This is a genomic window from Rhodoferax sp. TS-BS-61-7 (assembly GCF_002943465.1).
GTDB lineage: Bacteria > Pseudomonadota > Gammaproteobacteria > Burkholderiales > Burkholderiaceae_C > Allorhodoferax.
In genome coordinates this window covers 879,112-905,905 of record NZ_PTQY01000001.1, presented here as the reverse complement: position 1 = coordinate 905,905, position 26,794 = coordinate 879,112, and the positions used below count along the sequence as shown (strand labels likewise).

Here is a 26,794-nt window from a genome sequence, read left to right as displayed (position 1 = left end):
TAAGGATAAAATCCCGGCATGACATTGACTTCCTCGGCGCTCCTGCGCAAATCCTTTCTTTGCGCAGTGGGCCTGGTGGCCGCGGCTGCTTCGCATGGCCAAACGTCTTCGGTGGTGCTGGCACAAGCCCAGCCCGCTGCCGCCACCCCGGCACCTGCCGCCGTTGATAAGACTGCAGCCCAGATCGATGCCGAAAACAGCCGGCGCTGGTCGATCTACTGGGGCTGGAACCGCTCCAACTATTCCAACAGCACCATCCACTTCAAAGGCTCTGACCACGACTTCACCCTGAAGGACGTAAAGGCCACCGATCTGCAGACCAATACCGGTCTGTCTGACATCTTCAAGTACTACCTGAACCCGGCCGAGATCACCATCCCGCAAACCAACCTGCGGGTGGCTTACCAGCTCGATGGTGACACCGCCATTGCGCTGAACTTGGACCACATGAAATACGTGGTGGTGCAAGACCAGTCAGTAGAAATGTCCGGTTGTTACAAAAACGGAGCAGCGCCGCAGGTGTGCAACAACGGCCAACAGGTGATTGGCGACCAGTGGCTGAATTTCGAGCACACCGACGGGCTGAACATTTTGAGCATTGAGCTGGAGAAGCAGAAGAAAGTGGATTGGTTCGGCGCAGACCGCGCCAAGGTGTTTGGGCTGGTGGGTGTGGGCATTGTGATCCCCAAGACCAATGCGACCATGCATATGATTGGCCAGACCCGCAATGACCAGTTCTACGTGTCGGGTTGGAGTGTGGGCGCTGGTGCCGGCCTGGAAGTGGACCTGACCAAGTCGGTGTTCCTGCGCTCGGCCTACAAGTTTGGGTATGTGGACCTACCCGACGTGGTGACCAGCGCGCGTGGTGACAAGGCCTCGCACAGCTTCACCTACAACGAATTGCTGATTGCCGTGGGTTACCGCTTCTAAGCTTTACGCTTTCTCCGTTGTATCCAAAAAAGGCTGGTGGTAACACCGGCCTTTTTTATTTGCCGCTGGACTCCACGTTCATGCGCAGCCGGTTGGGTACCAGCTCTCCCGCCGAGTCGAGGATGGGGTAGGCAATCGAGCAGATGTGCGAGTTGATGCGTTTGAGGTCGCTGATCAGGTCCAGGTGCAGCGAACTGGTTTCGATGCTGGACAGGGTGTTGTCGCTCAGGCGTTCGATGTGGGTGGCGGCGTATTCGCGCTCCAGATCGCGAAAGCGGGTTTTCTCTTCCAGCAGGCGGCGTGCATCGCGCACATTGCCGTTCAAAAACACGCTCATTCCCAGGCGCAGGTTGTCTACAAGGCGGGCATGCAGCTCGCAGATTTCCGCCATGCCGGCGTCCGAAAACTCGCGCCCTTTATTAATCTTCTTGTCTTCCACATCCTGGACCACACGTTCAATGATGTCGCCAATCTGCTCCATGTTGATGGTGAAGCTGATGATGTCGGTCCAGCGCTTGGCCTCGTTTTCACCCAGGGCTTCGCGCGAGATTTTGGTCAGGTAGTACTTGATGTCGCTGTACAACTCGTCCACCGTGTCGTCCATGGTGCGCAGCTGTTTGGCCAGGGTCAGGTCGTTGTCGCGCATCACGGCCAGGGTGCCCAGCAGCATGGACTCCACCACATCGGCCTGGTGCATCGCTTCGCGCACAGCGCACGAAATCGCCAGCGAGGGCGTGGCCAGTGCCGATGGGTCCAAGTGGCGCTGGCGGCCGGCCACCGTGGTTTTTTGGGGTTTGGGCAACCAGTGCTCCACCCAGCGCGCCACCACTTGGGTAAAGCCGATCAGGGCCACGCCCACACCCAGGTTGAAGGCGAGGTGAAAACCCACCACCAGCGTGGCCTCATCAGTGAGGTAGGGGCTGGCATAACGCATCCAGACGCCCGAAAACGGCAACACGGCCGCTACGCCCAGCACCTTGAACACCAGGTTGCCCAGCGGCACCTGGCGTGTCTCTACGTTGGCGTTCATGGTCGTTAGTACGGCCAGTGCACCACTGCCCAGGTTGGCACCCAGTACCAGTCCGAGCGCCACGTCTACCGGAATCACGCCGGAGGTGGCCAGCGTGGCGGTCAACAGCACGATGGCCAGGCTGGAGTAAGACACCAGCGCCAGCGTGGCGCCCACCAAAATCTCTAGCAGCATGTCGCTGGTCAGCGTACCCAGCAGGGTTTTGACAGCGGCCGATTGGGTAAGCACCGTGGCCGATTGGGTGACCAGGCGCAGCGCCAGCAGCATCAGGCCCAGGCCAATCAGCACCCGGCCTACACGGCCTACTGTGGTGGAGGGGCGCGCAATAAACAGCACCACACCAATAAAAATGAACAGCGGGGAGAGCCAAGACAGGTCGCGCGAGAACACCACGGCCATGAGGCTGGTGCCAATGTCGGCACCCAGCATCACGGCCAGGGCCGAGGGCAGGCTCATGAGCCCTTGGCCCACAAACGCCGACACGATGAGCGCAGTGGCGGTGCTGGACTGCACCACGGCCGTGACCCCAATGCCCGACACCACGGCGGTGAAACGGTTGCTGGTGCTGTGCGCGAGGATGCTGCGCAGATTGGCGCCAAACACGCGCAGGATACCGGTACGGACCAGGTGCGTGCCCCACACCAGCAGGGCAATCGCGGCAAACAGATTCAGCAAATGCGTCACAAACAATCCTTCATCTGCTGCGCTGTGGGGTGTCCCTGTTTCAGCGGGTTTTGCGCACGCGCAGCAGTTCGTCCAGTATCAGGCAAACAGCGCCCACCGAAATCGCGCTGTCGGCCACATTAAAGGCGGGGAAATGCATGCCCCGCCAGTGGAAGTCCAAAAAGTCCACCACATACCCGTAGGCCAGGCGGTCAATCACGTTGCCAATGGCGCCACCCAGAATACAGGCCATGGCAAAACTGAACAGCTTTTGCCCGGGGTGGGACTTGAGCATCCAGATGATGATCACCGCCGCCACCAGGCCCAGCACCGTGAAGAACCAACGCTGCCAGCCCGAGGCGCCCGCCAAGAAGGAGAACGCCGCCCCGGTGTTGTGCACCCGCACCACGTTAAAAAAGCTCGTCACGTAGGTGCTGTCGCCCAACTGGTAGTAGCCCAGGATCAGGATTTTGGTGAACTGGTCTGCCAGTAGCAAGATAAAGGCCAAGCCCAGCCATTGCCACAAGGCGCCGTTGCCGCTGCCAGCGGGTTTGAAACCGCGGGCCATCAGGCAAACGTCCGGGTTTCACCGGCGCCATACAGGTTGCTGGTGCAGCGGCCACACAGGGTGGGGTGCGCAGCATCTACACCAATATCGCTGCGGTAATGCCAGCAGCGTTCGCATTTTGTGCCATTTGAGGCTGTAACGCTGATGGATTGTTTGCTACCAGCTACCAAAGTGATAGCAGAGGTGATGAACACAAACTTCAGGTCTTCGCCCAGGCTGCTCAGGAGTGCGAACTCTTCGGCAGGTATGGTGAGCGTCACTTCGGCTTGCAACGATGCGCCCACCTGGCCGGCAGCGCGCAGGGTTTCGATGTCCTTGTTGACCGCTTCACGCACGGCACGGATGCGGTCCCACTTGGCCAGCAGGGCTTCATCCGCCGCAGCCAGCTTCACATAACCATCCATGAAGATGGACAGCTTGGTGGCCGCAGGCGTCTTGCCCTCGGCACCCAGCACGGCCCAGGCCTCTTCGGCGGTGAAGCTCAGGAACGGTGCCATCCAGCGCAACATGGCCTGGGTGATGGTCCACAACGTGGTTTGCGCGGAGCGGCGGGCCAGGCTATTGGCGCCGGTGGTGTAGAGGCGGTCCTTCAGGATGTCCAGATAAAACGCGCCCAGGTCTTCGCTACAGTAGACCTGCAGCTTGGAGACCACGGGGTGGAACTCATAGACCTTGTAGTGCGCCAGGATGTCGGCTTGCAGCTGCGCCGCACGGCTCAGGGCGTAGCGGTCGATCTCCAGCAGCTGGTCGGCGGGCACGGCGTCCTTGGCCGGGTCAAAGTCGGAGACGTTGGCCAGCAAGAACTTGAGCGTATTGCGCACACGGCGGTAGGTGTCCACCACGCGGGCCAGGATCTTGTCGTCGATGTTGAGGTCGCCCGAGTAGTCGGTGCTGGCCACCCACAGGCGTGCGATTTCAGCGCCCAGCTTGCTGGTCACGGTTTGCGGGTCCACCGTGTTGCCCAGGCTCTTGCTCATCTTGCGGCCCTGGCCGTCGGTGGCAAAGCCGTGGGTCAGCAGGCCGCGGTAGGGCGCGCGGTCGTACAGCGCGCAACCCAACAGCAGCGAGCTGTGGAACCAGCCGCGGTGCTGGTCGTGGCCTTCGAGGTAGAGGTCGGCCTCGGGCCCTTCGGTGTGGAAAGGCACGCGGTCGTACGCGTCCTTGTGGCTGCCGCGCAGCACGTGCTGGAAGGTCGAACCCGAGTCGAACCAGACTTCCAGAATGTCGGTGCTCTTGGTGTAGCTGGGCGCGTCGGCGGCGCCGAGGATCTCTTCCACGGTCACGCGGCTCCAGGCCTCGATACCGCCTTTTTCGACGATGTCGGCCGCCTGGTCCAGGATTTCCATGGTGCGCGGGTGCAGCTCGCCACTGTCCTTGTGCAGGAAGAAGGGCACGGGCACCCCCCAGCTGCGCTGGCGGCTGATACACCAATCAGGGCGGTTCGCGATCATGTCGCGCAGGCGGGTTTTGCCGTTCTCGGGGTAGAACTGGGTTTGCTCGATGGCGTCCAGCGCTAGCTGGCGCAGGGTTTTGGGCGCCTTGTCTTTGGTGAAAACGCCAACGCCTTCATCCATGCGCACAAACCACTGAGCGGCTGCGCGGTAGATCACCGGCGTCTTGTGGCGCCAGCAGTGGGGGTAGCTGTGGGTGATGCCCACGGTCGCCATCAGGCGGCCGTGTTCGCGCAGGGTGTCGATGACGTTGGCACAGGCCTTCCAGATATGCTGGCCGCTGAACAGGGGCAGCTCTTCTGCGTACACGCCGTTGCCCAGCACGGGGTTGAGGATCTGGTCGTACTTCAGGCCATTGGCCACGCAGCTGTTGAAGTCGTCCACACCATAGGCGGGCGAGGAGTGCACGATGCCGGTGCCGTCACCATCGCTCACATAGTCGGCCAGGTACAGCGGCGACAGGCGCTTGTAGCTGTATTCGCCGCCGCTCTCTGGCAGGTCAAACAAGGGGTGGCGGAACACCTGGCCGCGCAGGGCTTCGCCCTTGGCAGTCGCCAGCACCGTGCCGGTCAGGCCGAAGCGCTCTAGGCACTTCTCGACCAGGTTGGCACCGAGTAGCAGCACGCCCTTGGGCGTGTCCACCAGCGCGTACTCCAGCTCGGGGTGGGCATTGAGCGCCTGGTTGGCGGGGATGGTCCAGGCGGTGGTGGTCCAGATGACGGCAAAGGCCTGCTTGCCGGCAGGCAGGGCGCTCAGGCCGAAGGCATGTGCCAAACCGACGGCGTCGTTGGACTCAAACGCCACGTCGAGCGTGTCGCTCTTCTTGTCGGCGTATTCGATTTCAAACTCGGCCAGACTGGAGCCACAGTCAAAACACCAGTACACGGGCTTCAGGCCGCGGTACACAAAGCCACGTTCGATCACGCGCTTGAAGGCGCGGATTTCGCCCGCCTCGTTGGCCGGGTTCATGGTTTTGTAAGGGCGTTCCCAGTCGCCCAGCACGCCCAGCCGCTTGAAATCTTCGCGCTGTTGGTCGATTTGTTCGGTGGCAAACGCGCGGCTCTTGGCCTGCATGTCGTCGCGGCTCAGGTTGCGGCCGTGCAGTTTTTCGATGGCGTTTTCGATCGGCAGGCCGTGGCAGTCCCAGCCGGGGATGTACTGCGCGTCAAAGCCGGCGAGCTGCTTGCTCTTGACGATCATGTCCTTCAGCACCTTGTTCAGCGCGTGGCCGATGTGCAGCTTGCCGTTGGCGTAGGGCGGGCCGTCGTGCAGCACGAACAAGGGGGCACCGTGGCGGGCGTCACGCAGCTTTTTGTAGAGGCCTTCTTCGTTCCAGGTCTTCACCCAGGCCGGTTCGCGCTTGGGCAGGTCGCCGCGCATGGGGAAGGAGCTGTCGGGCAGGTTCAGGGTGCTGCGGTAATCAACTTTGTCAGTCATGGCGAAATCTCAATGGGAGTTGAACGGCCTGCGGTGGTCGCCACGGCAGGCGGTGGGGGCAAGACGCGGGGCAAGGTGCGTCGGGCGGCCCCGTCAAATTCGGGCGGCGAGCCAAGCACGTGCGTCATCGCGGTCTTTTTGAATGCCCTGGGTGAGGGCGTCCAGACCGTCGTACTTGAGTTCGTCGTGCAGTTTGTGTAGCAGTTCCACGCGGATGATTTTACCGTAGGCCCCCTCGGCCCCCAGCGCGTCGGGCCAGTCCAGGCAATGGGTTTCCAGCAGTACCCGCCCGCCGTTCACATCGGTGGGGTCCAGCGAGGGGCGTACGCCCAGGTTGGCCACACCCTGTAGCGGCTTGCTTGAGAGACCATGCACCAGCACCACAAAGATGCCGCTGGCGGCCGGTTTCCAGTGGGCAAAGCGTAGATTGAGCGTTTTGAAGCCCAGCGTGCGGCCCAGTTTGCGCCCGTGCACCACGTGGCCTGAGATGCAATAGGGCCGGCCCAACAGGCGCGCCGCATCCTGCATGCGGCCCTGGCCCAGCGCCTCGCGCACGGCGGAGCTGGAGACGCGCAGGCCGTGGACTTCGTAGCTGTTCATACGGGCCACATCGAAGCCTTGGGCGTCACCGGCGGCATCCAGCAGCGCGTAGTCGCCTGCCCGTGCCTTGCCAAAACGGAAGTCGTCGCCCACCAGCACATAACGTGCGCCCAGGCCGCCCAGCAGCACCTGGTCAATGAACTCCTGGGGGCTCTGGTTGGCCAACCGGGCGTCAAAGGGCAGCACCACGGTTTGGTCCACGCCGGCCTGGGCCAGGTCTTCCAGTTTGTCGCGCAGCGTGCCCACGCGGGCCGGGGCCAGGTCGGGTTTTTTGTGCAGTTCGGCGAAATAGTCGCGCGGGTGGGGCTCAAAGGTCAGCACGACACTGGCCACACCGCGCTGCTGGGCTTCGCCTTTGAGCAGGGCCAGCATGGCCTGGTGGCCACGGTGGACACCATCGAAATTGCCAATCGTGACCGCACTCGCGCTGGCAACGCCAGGGTGCTTGAAACCGCGGAAAACCTTCATGGAGTTGTTATCTTTTTGATAGCAGGCTGCGCAAATGCTGCCGGGGCTTGAAGCCAATTTGTCATGGAAACACTGTATATTGTGACCTAGCAGGGCCCAGACGCATGTCTGGCGCGCACTTGCAGACATTTGGCAGTCCGTGTTGGTGGTAGGTTTTACCGTTGATGGAGGCGTTGCGTGAAAGTCTTGAAGTTGTCGGCCCAGGGGCTTCCCCAATCTTGGATCTCGCTGGAACAGGCGGTGATCCACTACGCTGCTGGCGAGGTGCGCTGGGAGTCCGGGGGCGAGGTCGCCGTGTTCCACGGCGGGCACAACGCTGCCACGGGCCGCCAGTCCATCATCAAGGTCAACAGCATCATCGGCACACGGGGTGTGCCCAACATCAACCCCTTCAACCTGCGCCCCGGCCTGACCAACGCCAAGCTCTTCATCCGCGACCGCAATGTGTGCGCCTACTGTGGCGGCCATTTCCACGAAGTCGAGCTGACCCGCGAGCACATCATCCCGTTTGCCCAGCATGGCATCGACACCTGGATGAACGTGGTAACCGCCTGCAAGCCCTGCAACCACCGCAAGAGCCACCGCACGCCGGAGCAGGCGCACATGCCCTTGCTCTACACGCCCTATGTGCCCAGCCTGTGGGAAGACTTCATCCTGCGCAACCGCCGCATCTTGGCGGACCAGATGGAGTTTTTGATGGCGCACGTGCCCAAGTCCTCGCGCCTGCTGGATTAGGCGCGAAGACGCTGATCCAGCAGTCGGCGCTCGGCCTCTAGGTTCCTGAGTTGTGACTGTTTAGCGCGCTGCCAGCTTGGTCCAGAGTGCGGCAGCCGCACAGCGCCATGGCGATTTCCAGCTCGTCACGCAGCAGCCGTAAGACATGTGCCACCCCCGTGGCTCCCGCGTTTGCAAGACCGTGTAACACCGGTCTGCCGACCAACACGGCATTGGCGCCTAGAGCCATCGCTTTGAGGACATCGGTGCCCCGGCGAATGCCACCGTCCACCAATATGGGAATGTCGCCGCGCACGGCTTGTGCAATCCGGGGCAGGGCCGCAGCGGTGGTGATGCTGGTGTCCAGTGTGCGCCCGCCGTGGTTGGAGACGATCAAGCCCGCTGCCCCGCAGGCCAGGGCCTCACGTGCATCGTCGGGATGCAGGATGCCCTTGAGCAGGATGGGCAGGCGTGTGATGGAATGCAACCAGGCCACGTCGTTCCAGGTGGGGGCATGCGTGAGCAGGTCGTCAAACAGAGCGCTTTGCCCGCTGTCCAGTGTGCGTGTGGCGGCAGTGCGCATATGGGCGAGGTTGACGGCGCTTACCCCGGGGGGCAGGCGAAAGCCCGCACGTCGCTCCCGGTCACGCACGCCTTGCACCGGTGCATCCACAGTGAGGACCAGCGCCTCGTACCCCGCACGTTCTGCGCGATGCACCAATTCCTCGGTGAAGCCGCGGTCCTCCTGCAGGTAAAGCTGAAACCACAGTGGTCCGCGCCCCGGCACGGGCAGGAAGGTTGCAGCAACTTCATCAAGGGGGCTCGACGACTGGGTGCTGAGCACCATGCCTGCGCCCAAGGCAGCCGCCGCCAGTGCGGTGGCGTGTTCTCCGTCGGGGTGTGCCAGGTGTTGGTAGGCCATGGGGGCGATCAGGATAGGGTGGGCCAGGGTGCGACCCAGCAGTTCCACGCGTGTGTGCCCACCTGCCAGTGGTCGCAGCACGCGGGGCAACAGCTCTATGTGACGCCAGGCGTGCAAATTGCATTCAAGCGTGATCTCGTCAGCAGCGCCGCCAAACAGGTAAGCCCAGGTGGGCTCGTCGAGGAGGCTTCTGGCGTGGATTGCGTGGTCGAGCAGGGACACCACGCCCTCGGGGAGGGGCTGGGGCGCGAGGCGGCTTGGAGGTACTTGCATGGCAATGAAGAGGGGTTCTGCGCTGGGATAGGGCGGCAAAAAAGTAAACCGGAAAACCGTTTGCCCGGAATTGCTACTTATAATTGATAATAATTCTCATTTGTAATCCATTTATCTCTCGACTTGCCTTTTTTGGGTGGGGCGTCGCGGTTTAGGAAGCGTCTTTTTATGCGTGAAATTCATTGTCCCTCTTTGCTCAAGGTCGCCCTGCTGGTGGGGGCGACTGCCTTTTCCGGACTTGCTTCGGCCCACAGTTTGCTCCTCACCTGTCGCCCCGCTACGGGTGACATGGTCCGCTGCGTGGGCGAATTTTCGGATGGTAGCGATGCAGCTGGCATGGCGGTACATGTAAAGGCGTATGACGAGCGCATGTTGTTCAAGGGCACGCTTGGCAGTGACTCTGCCGTGGTGTTCAAGCGGCCTGCAGCCGAATATTTTGTCCGCCTGGAGGATGGTGGCGAGCATGCGGTTGAGGTGGATCACACGGATGTCAAACCATGAACACCCAAGTCGTGAAACCTGCGGGTGCAGGCCATGAAACCTTGTGGGTGTTGCTGACCGCCATTCTGGTGCTTGGTGTTGCGGCCTTGTTTGTCAGCGCACGCGCGAAGCCGCAGGCGGTGGCGGCGTTGGCGTCGCACCAAGTGGATGCCCGTACACAGCTCAACGCCGCAGAGCAGGGCTTGCACGGGGATTTGTTGGTGGCTGCCGAGGAAATCGTTGCCTTGGCGGAGGCTGAGCGGGTGCTTCCCCCAGTGGAGCAGCTGCGGTCCATGGATTTGCCCCCTTTTGCCGGTGGTATGACTTCCGTGACACGCGGTGGGCACGAGTGGCGCACGACTGCGCAGGCGCGCTATGTGGCCTATGTGGGCCGCAGCGCAGCGCCCGATGTTGCGGCTTCTTTTTTGTTGCGTTTGCCGGCGCCGGCTGCCACCGGGTCTCCAGCAGAGGCGCACGACCACGATGACGAATTTCAAGTGTGGGTGCACCGTGAGGGTCCGCCGAGTGCGCCCGGGCAGCTGGACGATGCCGCGCTCGCTCGCCAAGGATGGCGCCAGGTAGTCGCACGTTACGACGCGGGCGTGACACGCAAGGGTGCTGTGCACTAACTAACGGTTTATTTGAAGAAATTTATGCAAGACCTTTACACAACCCATAAACGCCGCAGGCAGTTGCTGTGCACCCTGGCGTGGGCGCCTTTGGCGTTGGCAGCAGCAGGGGTTCAAGCCCAGGCGCGTCGCTTGCGCATAGGCGTGACACTTCACCCTTATTACAGTTATGTCGCCAATGTGGTCGGCAACCTTGCGGAGGTGGTGCCCATCATTCCCGCGGGTTTCAATCCACACGCCTACGAGCCACGTACCGAAGACATCAAGCGTATTGCGACGCTGGATGCGATCGTAATCAACGGGGTCGGGCACGATGATTTCGCCGGCCGGATGATTGCCGCCAGTGAGCGGCCCGATCTGAAGGTGATTGAGTCCAATGCCCAGGTGCCGCTGCTTGCCGCGGTGGGCGAGGGGCGTGGCACTTCCGGCAAGGTTGTGAATCCGCACACCTTTTTGTCGGTGACTGCGTCCATCTCGCAGATCAACACCATCGCGCGGGAGCTGGGGAAAATTGATACCGCGAACGCTACCGCCTACACCGCCAATGCGCGCGCTTATGCGCAAAAATTGCGCAAGCTGCGCGCCGATGCGTTGGGGCAACTTGCCCAGGCCCCGGCCGCCAACTTTCGCATCGCGACGATTCACGGCGCGTACGACTACCTGTTGCGCGAGTTCGGTCTCGAAGTCGCTGCTGTGGTGGAGCCCGCGCACGGCATCGAGCCTAGCCCCTCGCAGCTCAAGCGCACGATCGACCAGATCCGTTCACTCGATGTGAAGGTCATCTTCTCCGAGATGGACTTTCCCTCCGCCTACGTAGATACCATCCGGCGCGAGACCGGGGTTCGACTCTATGCACTGACCCATATTTCGCATGGTCCGTATACCTCCGAGAAGTTCGAGCAGGAAATCGCGCGCAACCTGGCGACGGTGGTGCGCGCCATTCGGGAGTCCGCATGATGCAGGGATATGGGCCCGGCATTGCCTTCGAATCCGTGAGCCTCACGCTTGGTCACACCGACATCTTGCGACACGTCAGCCTGAACGTGGCACCGGGAAGCGTGCATGCACTCGTGGGGCCCAACGGAGGTGGTAAGAGTTCTTTGTTCAAAGCCTTGCTGGGCCAGATGCCGCACCGTGGCGAGATCAGCATTGCGTGGCCGGGTGATCAGCCCGGTACTACGGGGTATGTGCCGCAGGCACTGGCGTTTGATGTCGGTTTGCCCATGACCGTGATGGATTTCATGGGGGCCATGTGCCAGCGGCGCCCTGTGTTTTTGGGCCTGTCGCCGAACTGGAGGGGGCCTGTGGAGCGGGCCTTGGAGCAGGTGGGCATGCTAGAGAAGGCCCATCGCCGCATGGGGGCGCTTTCGGGGGGGGAGCGGCAGCGCGTGCTGCTGGCCCAGGCGCTGATTCCGGCGTCCGATCTCATCTTGTTGGACGAACCTATGTCTGCGCTGGACGAGGCGGGCGTGGATACGTTTGAAACGCTGCTGGCGCACTGGCGCGAAAACCGTGTCACGGTGTTATGGATCGAACACGACCTGGATGCCGTCACGCGTTTGGCGGACCAGGTCACTGGTCTGAGTCGGCAGGTATTGTTTGACGGTCCTGCCGCACAAACACTAACCCCACAACGCGTGCTGGCGCTGTTTTCGAACCGGCATCGGATCGAAGAAGCAGAAGACAAGGCGGTGGCGTGATGAGTGGTTTCGATAGTGTTCGTCAAGCGATCCAGCTGATGGCCGAGCAGGGCACCTTGCCTGCCTCGCTGGCGTATGGTTTTGTGGTCAACGCCGTGCTGGCCGGTTTGTGCATTGGCCCTGTGCTCGGTGGTCTGGGAACGCTGGTGGTGGTCAAACGGTTGGCGTTTTTCTCCGAGGCAGTGGGGCATGCCGCGCTGACGGGTGTGGCGATTGGCATTTTGCTGGGGGAGCCCTACACCGGGCCCTATGGCAGTTTGTTTGCGTATTGCCTGCTGTTCGGTCTGTTGCTGAACTACTTGCGCAACCGCACGGGGCTCTCGCCGGACACGCTGATTGGAGTTTTTTTGGCCGTCTCCCTGGCGATGGGGGCGAGCCTTCTGCTCATGCTTTCCGGTCGCGTGAACATCCACATTCTTGAAAACGTGCTGTTCGGCTCCGTATTGACCGTGGACGCTGGTGACTTGTTGGTGTTGGCGGTGGTGGGGTCACTGGTGGTGTTGCTCACCGTGCCGCTATACAACCGGTTCATGCTCGCCAGCTTCAATCCTCAGCTTGCTGCCGTACGCGGCGTACGGGTCAAGCTGCTGGACTATCTGTTTGTGGTGCTGGTGACCATTGTCACCGTGGCATCGGTCAAGGTGATTGGCGCCATCCTGGTGGGGGCGTTGCTGATCATTCCTGCTGCCGCAGCGCGCCTGCTGAGCCTTTCGTTGCGGGGGTTCTTCTGGTTGAGTGTGTTGTTCGCCACGGCGAGCACGCAAATAGGTATTTTGGTGCCGATTGAACTCGAATTGCCCGTGCCCTCAGGTGCTGCCATCATTCTTACCGCCGGTTGTTTCTTCGCGCTCGCGGCAGTCATTCGGGGGCTAACTCCGTCTTTGAAAGGGCATGCCGGATGACCGCGCGTCGTATTTCTTCCTCTTGGTGTTTGGCCACACTCTTGGCACTTGCCGCCACCGCGTCTATTTCAAGGTCTGCGCTGGCGCAGAACGCTCCCGCATCTGCTGTGGCAGCCCAGGCGATTGCACCCGTGCGGTTGCTGGTGGCCCATCCTGTGGTGGCTGCGCTGACCCATACACTGGTGCGAGAGACAGGTATGGTGGTGTTGCGGCCCGTACCAGAAACGCTGCCGGCCAACCGGCAACAGGCTTTTTTCGCAGGCCGAGGGGCGGTGGCATTGGGCGATGCTGCACGTCAGGCTGATGCCGTGATTGGCCTGCGCTCTATCTGGCCAGACGATCCACTTTTCCCATTGGCACGCCGCCAAAACGTTCGTCTCATTGAAATCGATGCAGCCAGGCCGCTCGATGCTTCGTTGCCAGGCATGGCCTTGCAGGAGCTGGGTGCTTCCGCAAATGCGCTGCCTTGGCTTGACCCGGTGAATTTGGGACGAATGGTCGACGTGATTGCTGGTGACCTTGCACGTCTTGCACCTTCGGCGAAGTTGCGTTTGCAAGCCAATGCGACCACGCTGCGTCAGCAAATCATCGCCACCACGGCCCAGAGCGAAGCACGTTTGGCTGGTGCGAACAACCTTGCCGTGTTCAGCCTGTCCGATCGGTTGGACTACTTGGTGAGTGGCTTCAATCTTGATTTGATGGGTGTGGATGCACGGGACGATGAGGCCTGGACGACCGAAGCCCTGGGCGCGCTGGTGCTGCGCTTGCGTAGCGCTTCGGTGCGGGCGGTATTGAGCCACCGAGAGTTGCCGCCTGCGCTGGCACAGGCAATGCAACAAGCCGGTGTGTTGGTCATCGTGTTATTAACTGAAGGCCGCGACCCATTGGGAGAGCTACGCGAGAACAGTCGGCGTTTGGGTGTCATCGCTGCGCCTTGAGCTGTCAGGTGGGCGTGTCAAATCTGTAACCAAGTCCGTAGACCGATTGGATGAGCTCCTGCTCTGGCAGTAGCTGCTGAATTTTGCGACGCAACTTTTTGATGTGGCTATCGACAGTCCGGTCGGAGACGATGCGCTCGTCCTGGTACATGGCATCCATGAGCTGTTCACGCGAGTAGATGCGACCGGGGCGGCCACTCATGACTTTGAGTAGTTGGTATTCCACTGCAGTCAATCCCAAGTCTCTTCCCCCCAGCGTGGCGCGCCATCGGGCATCGTCCAGATCCAGATGATGTGCTGCGGCAGGCGGAGTTGTGTGTGGGGTGGTGCGGCGCAAAACAGCCTTCACCCGTGCGACCACTTCACGCGGGCTGAAGGGTTTGCAGATGTAGTCGTCCGCGCCTAATTCAAGACCGAGCAGGCGGTCGATCTCCTCAACCAGCGCCGTGACCATGATGATGGCGGGCCCGGCCGGGCTGGCACGCAGTGTGCGGCAGATGTCCTGGCCGCTTTTGCCTGGCAGCATGAGGTCAAGCAGGATGAGATCGACCGGATTCCCTTCCAGCCAGGCTTCGACTTCATCGCCGCGTGTGAGGTGGTGGGTTTGGTAGCCCGATTGGGTTAGGTATTCGAGCAGGACTCTGGCCATCTTGCTTTCATCTTCGACGATCAGGATGCGCTCAGTCATGGCTGACGCTCGTCGTGTAATGGCAGAAGCAGCTCCCAACGCAGGCCACCCAGCACGCTGGAACTGGCTTGCATGTGCCCACCATGGCCTTCGATAATTGCACTGGCAATGGACAGGCCGAGGCCGGACCCTCCCGAGCTGCGGTCGCGCGAAGGGTCCAAACGGAAGAGCCGGTCTTTGAGGCGCGGTAGCACTTCTGAAGGTACGCCCGGCGTGCTGTCTTCCCAGCTCAGCAGCGCCTGGTTTTGGCTGCGACTGAGCCGGACATGAAGACGTCCTGGGGTTGCCGTGTAGCGACGGGTGTTTTGCAGCAGGTTGGACAGTACCTGGGTCAGTCGATCGTCGTCGGCCCGAACCCGCAGGCCGAGGACCAGTTCGCGGTCGATTTGCAGAGTGTCGTTGTCCTGCCCGGTTGCGTCATCTAAAAAGTCTTCGACGAAGCGTCCCAAGTCGATGGTTTCGAAGCGATAGTGGAGACCACCCAAATCCGACAGCGATAGCAGGCGCAGGTCTTCGACCAAGCGGGTAAGGCGGTTCACCTCTTGTGCCAAGGAGTCAAGGTTGTCCGGGCTGGGCTGGCGAACACCGTCTTGCATGGCCTCGATTTCGGCGCGCAGCGATGCCAGCGGTGTACGCAGCTCGTGGGCGATGTCGGCAATCCAGCGCTGGCGGGCCTGCTGCGCGGCTTCCAGTGCACGGCTCATGTGGTTGAAGTCATCCGCCAACTGGGCCAGTTCATCGTGCCCTTGCACGGGCAGGCGCACGCCGTAGTCACCCCGGGTCACGGCGGCAGCGCCTGCGCCCAGTGGCCGCAAACGCTGTGACAGCCAGCGCGCGATCAGTGCCGCGTTGAGGACAACCGCCGCCAGCAGGCCGAGTGCGATGGCGGAAAAGGAGCGTGCTTGCTGTGCCTGGAACACATGCTCCAGCGAGGCCACCATTTGCAAGCGTGGGATGTAGCCCAGGTAGCCAACCGTCTGCGCCTGCACCAAGATCGGCTTGAGCACTGCCTGCTCGCTGCGCTCTTCAGGACCCACGATAAGTTGACGCTGTGCATTGAACAGCAGCAGCCGGCGGTCGATCGTCAGCGGTGGGCTGGTGTTGATGGGATTCTGTGCGGCCAGGCCGGGCAGTGGTGCTGCCGGTTCGGACGCTGTGCGTTGATTGGCGGGTGCGGGACGGCCGTCGGGCGGAGGACCATCCGTCGCGCGGCGCGGTGAGCGACCCAACCCCAAGGTTTCGCGTGTCAGGTCCTGCCAGCGCTGGCGGTCGGAAGTAATCCACTCCCAGCTGCCCTCTTGCTGGTACCTCTCTCCCAAGTGGGTTACCAGTGGTCGCAATCGGGTTTCGTCGGCTTTGTTGAGGTACTCGACCAGGCCTTTGTCAAAGCTCCAGCTGTAGATCAGGTAGGCAGACATGACGAGCACGATATTGGCCCCCGCGATCGCCAAAAAGAGCTTGACGCCTAAGGTGTCAAAGCGGGCGATGCCAATGCGACGGAGTGCTGGAGGGGGCATAGGAGTGTGGAATAGGTCAGCAGGTCTTAGCCTAGCGCCCAATGTTTCAAGAATTGTGCAAGTTTGCCTGGCGCAAGGGGACTGGCCTGCATTCTGCGAGGGTTTGTCCACATTCTTTGCATATTCTGCGGGCAGCATGCAAGGGTAGTGCACGGGATGTGGTTCTTGGCATGCCTTACTCAACCAATTATTCGATATGAAGCAAGTGAAACAGGTGGAGGCGGTTGCCTCCGGGGTCCGCGGACGCAGTCGCTGGTGGTGGATGCTGGTGTCCCTCATCTCTTTGAGTCTGCTGGGGGGCGCGTGGGTTAGCTGGAAGCGCTGGGGGCCTGGCGCCAAGGCTGAGAGCGCATACATCACCGCGACGATTCAACGGGGTGATATCGAAGACCAAGTCAGCGCCACGGGTTCTTTGCAGCCGCGGAATTATGTGGATGTGGGAGCCCAAGTGTCTGGGCAGTTGCGCAAGCTACTGGTTGAAGTGGGGACCGAAGTTCGCGAAGGCGACGTATTGGCAGAGATTGATGCAGAGACCTCTATTGCCAAGGTGGAGGCCAGCCGTGCCCAGCTGCGCTCCCAGGACGCCCAGATGGCGGAGCGCGAGCTGACGTTGGTCAAGGCTGAACGGGATCTGCAGCGGCAGAAGAATCTGATGGCGGAAGAAGCCACAACGGCAGAGACTTTGCAGAATGCCGAGACTGCGGTACATACCGCACGTGTCCAGATTCAGTCTCTCAAGGCGCAGATGGAGCAATTGCGGGCCAGCATGCGGATTGAGGAGGCCAATCTCAAGTTCACGCGTATTTATGCCCCCATGGCGGGCACGGTGGTTAGTATCACGGCCCGTCAGGGGCAGGCGCTGAATGTGAACCAGTCTGCACCTACGCTCTTGCGTGTGGCGGATCTTTCCATGATGACCGTGCAGACCCAGGTCTCTGAGGCTGACGTCAGCAAGCTGCGCACCGGGATGCCGGTGTATTTCACCACCCTGGGTGGCCAAGGGCGGCGCTGGTACGGGCAGCTCAAGAGAATTGAACCTACACCCACCGTGACGAACAACGTGGTGCTTTACAACGCCTTGTTCGAGGTACCTAATAACAATCGCAGCCTGATGACGCAGATGACTGCACAGGTGTTTTTCGTAGTTGCCGAGGCGCGTGATGTGCTCATGGTGCCCATGTCGGCTTTGACAATACAGCGTGGGGCGCGTGGACCCAAGGGCGGTGCCACAGAACGCCCGCCTGAGGGGGGCGCACCGGCATCTGGAGCCCGTCCCGCGCTGATGCCGACTTCCACCCGGTTGGAGTCGGGGTTCATTCGGGTTGCCGATGGTCCATCCAATGAAGGCCGTGCTGGCGGGATGCCCCGCATGGACCGTGAAGCGTTCCAGAATTTGTCGGAAGAAGAGCGCCAGCGTCTGCGTGAGCAGCGCCGCCGGCAGCGTGACCAGGCCGCAGGCGCAGATGCTGTGTCGCCGCCTCCTGGCACCTCTGCGTCTTCACCGAAGCGTGAGCGCCTGCCAGGTGCGGAAGCCCGTGACACGCTGCGCAATCCAGCTGCCAACGCATTGGGCTCGGCCGACCGGCGCGATGCGCCTGCGCGCACGGCACCGCCCCAGGCAAATGGGGCGCCGAGTGAGTCCGTCCGGCCTGCGCGTGGTCCGCGCCAGGCCAAGGTCAAGGTCTTGCTGGAGGACGGCTCTCTGGAGGAGCGTGAAGTCACTATCGGCATCAGCAACCGCGTGCATGCCGAGGTGCTCTCCGGTTTGAAAGAGGGGGAGCGTGTTGTGGCGGGCATGCGTGAGGCGGAGCAGCCACGCCGAGCCAACAACCAGCAAGGGGCTGGGGTAGGCCAGTCGCAGAACCAAAACTTTGGCGCACCTGGTGCACCATCGGGCAATGCCCCTGGCAGCGCAAGCGGTGGTGCACGGCGATGACATCTCCGGTTGAGTTGGACGATGCGCGGATACCCTTGATTGACCTGAGCGGCATCACCAAAACCTATACCAATGGTGATCTCGCGGTGGAGGTGTTGCACGGGATTGATCTGCAGATTTATCCGGGCGAGCTCGTGGCTATCATGGGCGCGTCGGGTTCGGGTAAGTCGACTTTGATGAATATTTTGGGGTGTCTGGACCGGCCCACGACGGGACGTTACTGCTTTATGGGGCGTGATGTCTCGGAGCTGGAGCGTGATGAGTTGGCGGAGTTGCGCCGCGAGGCCTTTGGTTTTGTTTTCCAAAGTTACAACCTGATTGCCACGGGGTCGGCGGCAGACAACGTGGAAGTGCCTGCGGTGTACGCGGGGATTCCGCCGGCCGAGCGACATGCACGGGCGCTGGAGCTCCTTGCTTCATTGGGGTTGAATGACCGGGCCCATCACCGGCCGAACCAGCTGTCGGGTGGGCAGCAGCAGCGGGTGTCCATCGCGCGGGCTTTGATGAATGGCGGTCGGATCATTTTGGCCGATGAGCCGACGGGCGCGCTCGATAGCAAGAGTGGTGCGGATGTCATGGCGCTGCTGAAGGATTTGGCTGCGCGCGGGCACACCGTGATTCTGATCACCCATGCCGCCGAGGTGGCCGAGCATGCCCAACGGATCATCGAGATCAAAGACGGCCACATCGTGGCCGACCCGGGGCCACGCCCCCCTGAAGGCGCAACCGCTATGGCGGCCCGTGCCTGGATGCCTCGTGTGGGGCGGGTTTCGCATTGGAGCGATGTGCTGGAGGCTGCCAAGACTGCTCTGCGGGCACTCAAGGCCAACGTTTTTCGCGCCATCTTGACGCTGCTGGGAATTGTGATTGGCGTCGCCTCTGTCATCGCCATGTTGGCCATCGGCGATGGGGCCAAACAAGTCGTGATCGATCGGATCAGCGCGATGGGCTCCAATCTCTTGCTGGTGCGCCCTGGTGCACCCAACCAGCGGGGTTTCTCCAACACGGCGACGTTGGTGCTGGAAGACGTGCATGCCATCGACAAGGAGGTTCCCAACGTGTTGGCGGCTGTGCCTGAGCAGCGCAGCACCGCTACCTTGCGCCATGGGGAGTCCGATTACTCCAGCAGCGTCATGGGGACGTCCTCAAAATTTCCGCTGGCACGCCAATGGAAAGTAGGGCGCGGCACCTTTTTTACCGAGGATGACGAACAAGAGTACGCCACGGTGGCGGTGCTGGGTACGACCGTGGCCAAGGCGCTGTTTCCCGGTGGTCAGGATCCGTTGGGTCAGTTCGTGCTGGTGGGTAACCTGAGTTTCCAGATTGTGGGCGTGATGAGCTCGCGCGGGGCCTCTCCCAATGGGGATGACCAGGACGATGTGGTGCTGGTGCCTTACCAGACCAGCCAGTTGCGTCTCTCGGGTCAGCGTTTTCTGCGCAATGTAACGGTCGCCGTAACCGATGTGGAGCGGATCGACGAGACGCAATCGGCGGTGGAATCTCTGCTCGCCGAACGCCACGGGGTGATCGATTTCCAGATCCGAAATATGGCTTCGATCATCGACACAGCGACCGAAACCCAGGACACCATGACGGTGCTGCTGGGCTCCATTGCCGCCATCTCCTTGCTGGTGGGGGGGATCGGGGTGATGAACATCATGCTGGTCAGTGTGACCGAGCGCACGCGGGAGATTGGTATCCGCATGGCCACGGGTGCGCGCATGCGCAATATCTTGCAGCAGTTCCTGATTGAGGCGCTGGTGGTGTCTGCCTTGGGCGGACTGATCGGTGTGGTGATTGGCTTGGGTGTTGCGTTTGTGATTGGCGCTACGGGCACGGCGGTGAAATACACCTTGATGCCTGTGTTGCTGGCCTTTGGTTGTGCATTTGCCACTGGGTTGGTCTTTGGTTATCTGCCGGCGCGCAAGGCTGCGCGACTTGATCCGGTGGTGGCCCTGTCTTCTGAATGAGCATGTTGATGATGTTTTCTCTTCCTTTGCTTGCCCGGCCCTGGGTACTGTGTGCGGTGCTGGTTTTGCAGGCCTGTGCTGTCTCCGAGCCGCGTACCGTACCTGTGGTCGTTCTGCCCCAGTCTTGGGATGGTGCTGCCCCGGGTGCCGATGTAGCGCAGCTTCGCGCCGACTGGTGGAAATCCTTTGGTTCCCCGGAGTTGGAGCGTCTGATCGGAGAAGCGCAGGCAGGCAACGCAGATATGCGCATCGCTATGGAGCGTATGCGTCAGGCAGATATCGCATTGCAGCTGGGCGGCGTATCGCGTCTGCCTACGGTTCGGGGGACGGCAGGCTCCACGGTGTCGCGCACCGACACGCCGACGGCCCAGGGAGAGATGCGCCGCACCAGCAGTGCCGGTCTCTCTGTGAGTTACGAGGTGGACCTCTGGGGTCGTGTGGCGGCTGGTGTGCGGGCGGGTGAGGCTTCTTTCAAGGCGAGCCAGCAGGACTGGGAAGCTGCTCGCCTGACCTTGTTGCATGGTGTTGCGAACAGCTACTTCCTTTGGCTCAATGTGGGCGAGCGGATGCGTATTGCCCGGGACAACCTGGTGATTTCCGAGCGCGTTCTGGCCATTGTCGAAGCCCGGCAGCGCAACGGAGTGGCTACCGCCTTGGAGGTGTCGCAACAACGCACCACGGTGCTTTCGCAGCGTACCGCATTGATTCCGCTGGAACTGCAGCAGCGCCAAGCCGCCTCTGCCTTGGCTTTGTTGTTGGGGAAAATTCCCCAGGGCTATGCGCCTCGTGCCAGTGAATTCAGCCAGCTCAAGGTGCCCGAACTCCTGCCCGGCTTGCCGACAGCGCTGCTGGCACGGCGCCCTGACCTGGCCGCTGCGGAAGCGCAGTTGGCTGCGGCCGATGCCAATGTGGCAGCTGCACGCGCGGCGTTGTTCCCGACTTTGTCACTGTCGGGCTCATTGGGTCTGAGTTCCGCGACATTGCTGGATCTTGCGGATCCGACACGCAGTTTTTCACTCGGTGTGTCGCTGGCCCAGGCCATTTTTGATGGTGGTCAACAGCGCTTGCAGATTCGCAGCAGCCAGTCGCAGCGGGTCGTGTTGATTGAAAATTATGGCAAGGCGATCCGCACAGCGCTCAAGGAAGTGGACGATGCCATGGGCACTGTCGACCGGAGCCAGCGCCAGGAAACCATGCAGCGCGAGGTCGTGGCGCAGGCGCGGCGTTCTCTGCAGTTGGCCGAGTTGCGCTACCGCGCAGGCAGTGGGGATCTGCTATCTGTGTTGGATGCGCAACGCACACTCTTTTCCGCGCTCGACACACTGGCTACGCAAAGTCTAGCCCGCCTCAGTGCTGCGTTGGACATGTACAAAGCCTTGGGTGGCGACTGGGCCGAACCTCCGCCTTTGTCCTGAACAAATCGATTGCGGTATCGCATGGCAAGAGTTTTTCAAGTGATATAGGTCATTCTCTAAATGAGAATAGTTATAATTAACATTACGATGAATTGTGCACGTTGCTTTGGCGATGGCCCGATGTCTTCTGATTCGCAAACTGTTTCTGCACTACCCCGATTCCCGTGAATAACCGCTCTGCCGCACAAGTGGCCTCCAGCCGTGCCTATTGGCTCAAGACTCTGCACCAGTGGCACTGGATCAGCTCTGCGCTGTGCCTGATCGGCATGCTCTTGTTCGCCTTGACAGGCATCACCCTCAACCACGCAGCAGACATTGCCGCGCAACCTCAGGTGCAGCAGAAGGAGGTGCAACTCCCGCAGTCTCTGCGCAATGCACTGGCTGTGAAAGACGATGAGCCGCAGAACGCGATGTTGCCAGCCGACGTGCACAGCTGGTTGACCAAGGCGTTGGATGTAGCCCTGCCGGAGACCGCTGCGGAATGGTCGCCAGAGGAGATTTATCTTTCATTGCCGAGGCCGGGTGGTGACGCATGGTTGCGCATCGCACGTGACTCGGGCAGCGTGGAATACGAACGCACCGACCGCGGTTGGATTTCGTACTTGAATGACTTGCACAAGGGGCGCCACACAGGGGGTGTCTGGAAGTGGTTTCTTGATATTTTTTCGGTAGCTTGTTTGGTGTTCTGCATCACCGGCCTGTTCATCCTCAAGTTTCATGCCGCCAATCGCCCCACGGTCTGGCCCATGGTGGGCATGGGCCTGGTGGCGCCTCTCTTGTTGATCATTCTTTTTATCCATTGATTTTTGGAGGAGTTGCACTCTCATGATGATTCGATACGTCGCTGCTATTTCTGCAGCCGGATTTGCTTGGCCTGCAATGGCCGCCGAATTGGCACTCAAGGTTGAAATCCCGCGCTTGACTGTTGCGGAGTACCACCGTCCTTATGTTGCGATCTGGCTTGAAAAGCCGGACCAGTCGTTTGCGGGCAACCTTGCCGTCTGGTACGACATCAAGATGCGCAATAACGAGGGAACCAAGTGGCTCAAAGACATGCGCAGCTGGTGGCGCAAGAGTGGTCGCGAGCTGTCGATGCCGGTTGACGGCATCAGTGGTGCCACGCGTGCGCCGGGTGAGCACACTGTGCAGTTCACGGATGCAGCCGCTTTGGCCAAGCTGGCCCCGGGCGAGCACTCACTGGTGCTGGAAGCCACCCGCGAAGTGGGAGGCCGTGAAGTGGTGAAAGTGCCTTTTGTTTGGCCACCCAAAGCCGCCACGACCACACAAGCCCTCGGGCAACACGAGCTCGGCGCAGTGAGCGTTACTGTTAAACCCTGATCCAAATATTGGAGACTTTCATGAAAAATATTTCCACCCGTGCACGCGCCCTCACGCTGGTTGCCGCTGCTGTACTGGCCTTGCCCGCGGCTGTGCACGCACACCGTTCCTGGCTTTTGCCCTCGGGCACCATCTACTCTGGGCAGCAGCCTTGGGTGTCGGTGGATGCCGCAGTCTCCAATGACATCTTTTACTACGAGCACAACGCCGCTGGTTTGGACAACCTGGTTGTCATTGGTCCTGATGGTCAGCCTGTGCAGGCTGAAAATCAGGCCAAAGGTCGTTACCGCAGCGTGTTCGACGTGAAGCTGGGGCAGCAGGGAACTTACCGTATTGCACTGGTGAATGACGCCATCATGGCCAGCTTCAAATCCGGAACCGAAACCAAACGCCTGCGTGGGACTGCAGAGTCCTTGGCCAAGGAAATTCCGGCAGATGCACAAGAGCTGCGTGTGAGCCAAGCGCAAAACCGGGTGGAGACCTTCGTCACCTCTGGCAAGCCGACGACGGATGCTTTGAAGCCTACAGGTCGCGGTATAGAACTGGTGCCCGTGACACACCCGAATGATCTGGTGGAGGGTGACACCGCCACGTTCCGCTTCATTGACAACGGCAAACCCGCCGCCGGCTACGCGGCCACGGTGATTCTTGCGGGCCTGCGTTACCGCAGCGAACTCGGTGAGATTCGCCTCACGACCGATGACAAGGGTGAAATCAAGGTCAAGTGGCCTGCCGCTGGCATGTACTGGGTGAACATTGCCCCCCCCCGTGCGCCTGGCATGGCTGGCCCGGATGCCCAAGCGGCGCCTGTCGCAGCGGGTGCTCCACGCCCAGCGCCCACCGGCCCCGCCGGTACGCTGGCAGAGCCCGTTCGCCGCTCGGGCTACAGCCTCACCCTGGAAGTGTTGCCACGCTGATGTTTTGGGCGCACACCGATCTGTCTCCGCAGCGCAAACGGGTGGGGGCAGTCTTTGGTCAAGAGCGCGTTACCCCATGAGCCGCGTTTTATTGCCGCAGCAGATTGACAATGCTGCCCCTCTCTGGGGGGCTCTGGCGCACCGCCTGGACGGGCAGACTATGGGCACCACCTGGCAGGTGCGGTGGGTGGCACTTGGGCCACTGCCGGAGGACCGCGTACGTGCAGCCGTGCAGCAGGAGCTCGATCTGGTGGTGAATCAGATGAGCACTTGGTTGCCAAACTCCGATCTGGAGTGCTTCAACCGAGCCAGTGCGGGCACGCAGCACGCTGTGCCCGAGGCCATGGCCGAGGTGCTTCAGGCAGCACTGTGGCTGGCAGATGTCTCTGGCGGCGCTTTTAACCCCGCGGCGGGTGCCCTCGTTAACCTGTGGGGGTTTGGCCCCAGGCTGCGTTATACCGATCCAGACTTTGTGCTGCCGACAAACGAAGCTGTGCAGCATGCGCTGGCCTCTAACGATTGGCGCAGCTTGTGCTGGGACGGTGCCCTCCGTCAGCTGCATCAACCCGGTGGTGTATTGCTGGATTTCTCGGCCATTGCCAAAGGGTATGCGGTAGACCGTGTTTCCCGGCGTCTGGCAGGCATGGGTTTGCAGCACACCTTGGTCGAAGTGGGGGGGGAGCTGCGCGGGCAGGGCATGCACTTGGGTGGGCAGCCTTGGTGGGTAGATTTGGAGGCACCGCCCATGGCACCGGGCTTCAGCGTCTTGCCCACCACGCGTGTTGCGCTGCACGGGCTGAGCGTAGCGACATCGGGCGACTACCGCCGTGTGTATACCCAAGCAGGTACGCGCTGGCCGCACACCATTGACCCTCGTAATGGGCGCCCTGTGGGGCACGGTCTGGCTTCGGTCAGTGTGCTGCATCCAGAGTGCCTGTGGGCCGATGCCTGGTCGACCGCGCTGACTGTGTTGGGACGTGAGGACGGCATGGCACTGGCCACTGAGCACGGCATTGCAGCACTGTTTGTGCAACGCGAAGCCGATGGGAATTTGTCCGAAAGCATCAGCCCGGCGATGCATGCACTTGCCGATTAAGCGGCACGCCGGTAAGTGATGTACGAGTGTTGCGAATGAGTAGTGAAAAGATTGTTTACACCCTGGCCACGGTGTTGTGTTACGCACTGCTGTGTGGTGTAGTTGCCTGGCAGTACCGCAACCGAGAGCGTGCAGCGCAACGCCGTGTCGAAGCGCTGCTGCCCGCCACGCCCGGCGTGCCCACGTGGTGGGTGACCTATGCCAGCCAGACAGGCCAGGCCGAAGAGCTGGCGCTGCAGACTGCACAAGCCCTGCACGTTGCAGGTGTGTCTGTGCGCCTGGCACCGTTGGGCCAAATCAGCCTGCCCGACCTGCAACAGGCCCATCACTTGCTATGCATTGCCAGTACCTATGGCGAAGGTGACCCCCCCGACAGCGCCGTGTCTTTTGCCCGCCAAGTCATGGCGGGTACGGATGCTTCGCTGTCCCACCTGCATGTGGGCATGCTTGCTTTGGGGGACAAGACCTATGCCCAGTTTTGCGGCTTTGGCCGCGCTTTAGACCAGTGGCTGATGGCCCGTGGCGCGCAGCCGCTCTTTGAACGTATTGAGGTGGACAAGAGTGACCCCGCCGCCTTGCAGCACTGGCGCCGCCAATTGGGGCACCTGGTTGGAACCAGCGATTTGCCGGAGTGGGAGGTGCCTACCCTGGAGGCTTGGTCCCTGCGTGCTCGCCGGCACCTGAACCCAGGCAGCGCGGGCGAGGAGGTGCACCACCTGGAGCTGGTGCCCGAGGGCGGTGCTACCTTGCCCGATTGGCAGGCAGGTGACTTGGTGCAGGTCGAGGCACCTGGCGCACCCGGTGCTCTGCGTGACTACTCCATTGCGTCGGTTCCGCAGGACGGCGCAGTACACCTCTTGGTGCGCCAAACACGCCGCCCCGACGGCACTCCCGGTCAGGCTTCCGGCTGGCTGACCCAGGGTGTTGATCTTGGCGGCAAGGTCATGTTGCGTACGCGCGCGCACAGCGGGTTTCGCATCGGTGATAACGCAGATCGCCCCCTCATCCTGATTGGCAACGGCACAGGGCTGGCGGGCTTGCGCAGCCATATTAGGGGTCGCTTGGCCGCTGCGGGTCGACTTAACAGTACCCAACAGGTGCTGCGCCCCACTGCGGTGGCGCCAATGTGGTTGCTGTTTGGTGAGCGCAATGCTACATGTGATGCGCACTACCGCGAAGAGATTGATCCCTGGGCTCAACAGGCTTGGCTCACACGGGTGGACTGGGTGTTTTCACGCGACCAAGCCCAGCGCCGCTACGTTCAGCATGTGCTGAAGGAATCGGGCGATGCGGTGCGTGCGTGGGTGTCGGATGGCGCTGCCGTGTATGTCTGCGGCAGCCTTGAAGGCATGGCGGGCGAAGTAGACCAGGCGCTACAAACCATCTTGGGCGAGCCAACCTTGCAACACCTTGCAACCGAAGGCCGCTACCGGCGTGACGTCTACTGACCGCTGGCGCGCACGGGCCGCAGGGTCACACCTCCGCCCATTGCTGCAATAACTTGTGGTAATGCCCTGTCAGGGCGACGACTTCCGCCGTGTCCCCGTGTAGGTGGCGCAGCTTGAGGATGGTCATGTCCAGCTCGTGCAGCATAGAGCGACGCCAGGCATCGCGCACCAGGCTCTGTGTCCATAAAAAGGACGCTACCCGCACACCGCGGGTGACCGGCTCCACACGGTGCAGGCTGGTGGAGGGGTAGACGATGGCATCACCCGCATCGAGTTTGACCTCGTGGGTGCCATAGCTGTCTTCAACCACAAGCTCTCCGCCTTCGTAAGCATCCGGATCGTTCAAAAACACTGTGGTGGATACATCGGTGCGTACCTGCTGGCCGCTAAAACGGTCGGTCTGGATCGCGTTGTCAATGTGGTTGCCGTAGTGGCCCCCGCCCTCGTAGCGGTTAAACATCGGCGGCAACATGGTTTTGGGCAGCACGGCTGAGACGAACAACGGGTGCTTTTTGAGCGCTTGCGCGATGCGCTGGGACAGTGGGCCAAAGGCCGGTGATTGGGTATCAAGCTGCACGTTGCGCTTGAACCCAGATGCCTGTGGTCCACTGGATACCAGGCCATCGACCCAGCCTTCGGTATCCAGCGCATGGCGGATTTGTTCCACATCGGCCTTGCTGAGGACTTGGGGAATGTGCAGCAGCATGAAAGACTCCAGAATATAAAAAAGGCCCGCCAAGGCGGGCCTTTTGTGAACCAACGTC

General features: G+C 61.4%; 24 protein-coding genes. 16 read left to right on the top strand and 8 right to left on the bottom strand.

Features of this window, described 5'->3' with window-relative positions; all coding sequences use genetic code 11:
• The first annotated feature begins 18 nt into the window (after window positions 1–18).
• Window positions 19–930, top strand: coding sequence for an outer membrane protein (locus tag C5F53_RS04295; protein ID WP_146097290.1), 912 nt, complete (start codon window positions 19–21; stop codon window positions 928–930).
• A gap of 55 nt (window positions 931–985) precedes the next feature.
• On the opposite strand, the gene C5F53_RS04290 is transcribed toward C5F53_RS04295, so the two are convergent.
• The 4 genes from C5F53_RS04290 to C5F53_RS04275 all read right to left on the bottom strand — a co-directional run bounded on the left by C5F53_RS04290 (window position 986) and on the right by C5F53_RS04275 (window position 7,147).
• On the bottom strand, window positions 986–2,644 hold the full coding sequence (locus tag C5F53_RS04290) for a Na/Pi cotransporter family protein (RefSeq protein WP_105260054.1): 1,659 nt from the start codon (window positions 2,642–2,644) through the stop codon (window positions 986–988).
• Window positions 2,645–2,684: 40 nt separating this feature from the next.
• The gene (gene lspA, locus C5F53_RS04285; protein WP_105260053.1) at window positions 2,685–3,191 is read right to left on the bottom strand and encodes a signal peptidase II; all 507 of its coding nucleotides are present in this window, start codon (window positions 3,189–3,191) and stop codon (window positions 2,685–2,687) included.
• Window positions 3,191–6,079, bottom strand: coding sequence for an isoleucine--tRNA ligase (ileS, locus tag C5F53_RS04280; RefSeq protein ID WP_105260052.1), 2,889 nt, complete (start codon window positions 6,077–6,079; stop codon window positions 3,191–3,193). The genes lspA and ileS overlap by 1 nt, the downstream gene beginning before the upstream one ends.
• Window positions 6,080–6,172: 93 nt before the next feature.
• A complete protein-coding gene (locus C5F53_RS04275; RefSeq protein WP_105260051.1) occupies window positions 6,173–7,147 on the bottom strand; it encodes a bifunctional riboflavin kinase/FAD synthetase in 975 nt (324 codons plus the stop codon).
• A 177-nt stretch (window positions 7,148–7,324) separates the two neighbouring features.
• Here C5F53_RS04275 and C5F53_RS04270 point away from each other — a divergent pair, with 177 nt between their 5' ends.
• Window positions 7,325–7,882 carry an HNH endonuclease gene (locus C5F53_RS04270; RefSeq protein ID WP_105260050.1) on the top strand — a complete coding sequence of 186 codons (558 nt, stop codon included), beginning with the start codon at window positions 7,325–7,327 and terminating at the stop codon, window positions 7,880–7,882.
• Window positions 7,883–7,919: 37 nt separating this feature from the next.
• Here C5F53_RS04270 and C5F53_RS04265 read toward each other — a convergent pair whose 3' ends face one another.
• The gene (locus tag C5F53_RS04265) at window positions 7,920–9,056 is read right to left on the bottom strand and encodes an alpha-hydroxy acid oxidase (protein ID WP_105260405.1); all 1,137 of its coding nucleotides are present in this window, start codon (window positions 9,054–9,056) and stop codon (window positions 7,920–7,922) included.
• Window positions 9,057–9,224: 168 nt separating this feature from the next.
• Here C5F53_RS04265 and C5F53_RS20050 point away from each other — a divergent pair, with 168 nt between their 5' ends.
• From C5F53_RS20050 to C5F53_RS04235, 6 genes are all read left to right on the top strand, one after another.
• On the top strand, window positions 9,225–9,557 hold the full coding sequence (locus C5F53_RS20050; protein WP_146097289.1) for a hypothetical protein: 333 nt from the start codon (window positions 9,225–9,227) through the stop codon (window positions 9,555–9,557).
• On the top strand, window positions 9,554–10,165 hold the full coding sequence (locus tag C5F53_RS04255) for a DUF6162 family protein (RefSeq protein WP_105260048.1): 612 nt from the start codon (window positions 9,554–9,556) through the stop codon (window positions 10,163–10,165). The genes C5F53_RS20050 and C5F53_RS04255 overlap by 4 nt, the downstream gene beginning before the upstream one ends.
• A 24-nt stretch (window positions 10,166–10,189) precedes the next feature.
• A complete protein-coding gene (locus C5F53_RS04250; RefSeq protein WP_105260047.1) occupies window positions 10,190–11,122 on the top strand; it encodes a metal ABC transporter solute-binding protein, Zn/Mn family in 933 nt (310 codons plus the stop codon).
• Complete coding sequence (locus tag C5F53_RS04245; RefSeq protein WP_105260046.1) at window positions 11,119–11,865, top strand: metal ABC transporter ATP-binding protein; 747 nt, start codon at window positions 11,119–11,121, stop codon at window positions 11,863–11,865. The genes C5F53_RS04250 and C5F53_RS04245 overlap by 4 nt, the downstream gene beginning before the upstream one ends.
• Window positions 11,865–12,767 carry a metal ABC transporter permease gene (locus tag C5F53_RS04240; RefSeq protein ID WP_105260045.1) on the top strand — a complete coding sequence of 301 codons (903 nt, stop codon included), beginning with the start codon at window positions 11,865–11,867 and terminating at the stop codon, window positions 12,765–12,767. The genes C5F53_RS04245 and C5F53_RS04240 overlap by 1 nt, the downstream gene beginning before the upstream one ends.
• A 131-nt stretch (window positions 12,768–12,898) precedes the next feature.
• Window positions 12,899–13,705, top strand: a complete 807-nt coding sequence (locus C5F53_RS04235; protein WP_236635207.1) for a metal ABC transporter solute-binding protein, Zn/Mn family — start codon at window positions 12,899–12,901, stop codon at window positions 13,703–13,705.
• Window positions 13,706–13,709: 4 nt separating this feature from the next.
• Here the strand turns inward: C5F53_RS04235 and C5F53_RS04230 are convergent, their stop codons facing one another.
• The gene (locus tag C5F53_RS04230) at window positions 13,710–14,393 is read right to left on the bottom strand and encodes a response regulator (protein WP_105260043.1); all 684 of its coding nucleotides are present in this window, start codon (window positions 14,391–14,393) and stop codon (window positions 13,710–13,712) included.
• Complete coding sequence (locus C5F53_RS04225) at window positions 14,390–15,910, bottom strand: ATP-binding protein (RefSeq protein WP_161499883.1); 1,521 nt, start codon at window positions 15,908–15,910, stop codon at window positions 14,390–14,392. The genes C5F53_RS04230 and C5F53_RS04225 overlap by 4 nt, the downstream gene beginning before the upstream one ends.
• Window positions 15,911–16,106: 196 nt before the next feature.
• Between C5F53_RS04225 and C5F53_RS04220 the strand changes: the two genes are divergently transcribed.
• The 8 genes from C5F53_RS04220 (at window position 16,107) to C5F53_RS04185 (ending at window position 26,030) form a co-directional block, all read left to right on the top strand.
• On the top strand, window positions 16,107–17,846 hold the full coding sequence (locus C5F53_RS04220) for an efflux RND transporter periplasmic adaptor subunit (protein WP_236635206.1): 1,740 nt from the start codon (window positions 16,107–16,109) through the stop codon (window positions 17,844–17,846).
• Complete coding sequence (locus C5F53_RS04215; RefSeq protein WP_105260040.1) at window positions 17,843–19,816, top strand: MacB family efflux pump subunit; 1,974 nt, start codon at window positions 17,843–17,845, stop codon at window positions 19,814–19,816. Before C5F53_RS04220 ends, C5F53_RS04215 begins: the two co-directional genes overlap by 4 nt.
• 8 nt (window positions 19,817–19,824) lie before the next feature.
• On the top strand, window positions 19,825–21,231 hold the full coding sequence (locus tag C5F53_RS04210; protein ID WP_236635205.1) for an efflux transporter outer membrane subunit: 1,407 nt from the start codon (window positions 19,825–19,827) through the stop codon (window positions 21,229–21,231).
• Between the two features lie 164 nt (window positions 21,232–21,395).
• Window positions 21,396–22,034 carry a PepSY-associated TM helix domain-containing protein gene (locus tag C5F53_RS04205; protein ID WP_105260038.1) on the top strand — a complete coding sequence of 213 codons (639 nt, stop codon included), beginning with the start codon at window positions 21,396–21,398 and terminating at the stop codon, window positions 22,032–22,034.
• 22 nt (window positions 22,035–22,056) lie between these two features.
• Window positions 22,057–22,569 (top strand): DUF2271 domain-containing protein, encoded by a 513-nt coding sequence (locus tag C5F53_RS04200; RefSeq protein ID WP_105260037.1) that lies wholly within the window; start codon window positions 22,057–22,059, stop codon window positions 22,567–22,569.
• 20 nt (window positions 22,570–22,589) lie between these two features.
• On the top strand, window positions 22,590–23,486 hold the full coding sequence (locus C5F53_RS04195; RefSeq protein WP_105260036.1) for a DUF4198 domain-containing protein: 897 nt from the start codon (window positions 22,590–22,592) through the stop codon (window positions 23,484–23,486).
• Window positions 23,487–23,562: 76 nt separating this feature from the next.
• Complete coding sequence (locus tag C5F53_RS04190; RefSeq protein ID WP_105260035.1) at window positions 23,563–24,582, top strand: FAD:protein FMN transferase; 1,020 nt, start codon at window positions 23,563–23,565, stop codon at window positions 24,580–24,582.
• Window positions 24,583–24,617: 35 nt separating this feature from the next.
• Window positions 24,618–26,030 (top strand): sulfite reductase subunit alpha, encoded by a 1,413-nt coding sequence (locus tag C5F53_RS04185; RefSeq protein WP_105260034.1) that lies wholly within the window; start codon window positions 24,618–24,620, stop codon window positions 26,028–26,030.
• A 25-nt stretch (window positions 26,031–26,055) separates the two neighbouring features.
• On the opposite strand, the gene C5F53_RS04180 is transcribed toward C5F53_RS04185, so the two are convergent.
• Window positions 26,056–26,736 carry a Fe2+-dependent dioxygenase gene (locus tag C5F53_RS04180; protein WP_105260404.1) on the bottom strand — a complete coding sequence of 227 codons (681 nt, stop codon included), beginning with the start codon at window positions 26,734–26,736 and terminating at the stop codon, window positions 26,056–26,058.
• Window positions 26,737–26,794 lie beyond the last annotated feature (58 nt).

Bases quoted from the DNA above. Each gene is read 5' to 3' on its own strand.
- C5F53_RS04295 (WP_146097290.1), top strand. From the start codon at position 19: ATGACATTGACTTCCTCGGCGCTCCTGCGCAAATCCTTTCTTTGCGCA.
- lspA (WP_105260053.1), bottom strand. From the start codon at position 3,191: ATGGCCCGCGGTTTCAAACCCGCTGGCAGCGGCAACGGCGCCTTGTGG.
- ileS (WP_105260052.1), bottom strand. From the start codon at position 6,079: ATGACTGACAAAGTTGATTACCGCAGCACCCTGAACCTGCCCGACAGC.
- C5F53_RS04275 (WP_105260051.1), bottom strand. From the start codon at position 7,147: ATGAAGGTTTTCCGCGGTTTCAAGCACCCTGGCGTTGCCAGCGCGAGT.
- C5F53_RS04265 (WP_105260405.1), bottom strand. From the start codon at position 9,056: ATGCAAGTACCTCCAAGCCGCCTCGCGCCCCAGCCCCTCCCCGAGGGC.
- C5F53_RS20050 (WP_146097289.1), top strand. From the start codon at position 9,225: ATGCGTGAAATTCATTGTCCCTCTTTGCTCAAGGTCGCCCTGCTGGTG.
- C5F53_RS04255 (WP_105260048.1), top strand. From the start codon at position 9,554: ATGAACACCCAAGTCGTGAAACCTGCGGGTGCAGGCCATGAAACCTTG.
- C5F53_RS04250 (WP_105260047.1), top strand. From the start codon at position 10,190: ATGCAAGACCTTTACACAACCCATAAACGCCGCAGGCAGTTGCTGTGC.
- C5F53_RS04245 (WP_105260046.1), top strand. From the start codon at position 11,119: ATGATGCAGGGATATGGGCCCGGCATTGCCTTCGAATCCGTGAGCCTC.
- C5F53_RS04240 (WP_105260045.1), top strand. From the start codon at position 11,865: ATGAGTGGTTTCGATAGTGTTCGTCAAGCGATCCAGCTGATGGCCGAG.
- C5F53_RS04230 (WP_105260043.1), bottom strand. From the start codon at position 14,393: ATGACTGAGCGCATCCTGATCGTCGAAGATGAAAGCAAGATGGCCAGA.
- C5F53_RS04225 (WP_161499883.1), bottom strand. From the start codon at position 15,910: ATGCCCCCTCCAGCACTCCGTCGCATTGGCATCGCCCGCTTTGACACC.
- C5F53_RS04220 (WP_236635206.1), top strand. From the start codon at position 16,107: ATGAAGCAAGTGAAACAGGTGGAGGCGGTTGCCTCCGGGGTCCGCGGA.
- C5F53_RS04215 (WP_105260040.1), top strand. From the start codon at position 17,843: ATGACATCTCCGGTTGAGTTGGACGATGCGCGGATACCCTTGATTGAC.
- C5F53_RS04210 (WP_236635205.1), top strand. From the start codon at position 19,825: ATGATGTTTTCTCTTCCTTTGCTTGCCCGGCCCTGGGTACTGTGTGCG.
- C5F53_RS04200 (WP_105260037.1), top strand. From the start codon at position 22,057: ATGATGATTCGATACGTCGCTGCTATTTCTGCAGCCGGATTTGCTTGG.
- C5F53_RS04195 (WP_105260036.1), top strand. From the start codon at position 22,590: ATGAAAAATATTTCCACCCGTGCACGCGCCCTCACGCTGGTTGCCGCT.
- C5F53_RS04190 (WP_105260035.1), top strand. From the start codon at position 23,563: ATGAGCCGCGTTTTATTGCCGCAGCAGATTGACAATGCTGCCCCTCTC.
- C5F53_RS04185 (WP_105260034.1), top strand. From the start codon at position 24,618: ATGAGTAGTGAAAAGATTGTTTACACCCTGGCCACGGTGTTGTGTTAC.
- C5F53_RS04180 (WP_105260404.1), bottom strand. From the start codon at position 26,736: ATGCTGCTGCACATTCCCCAAGTCCTCAGCAAGGCCGATGTGGAACAA.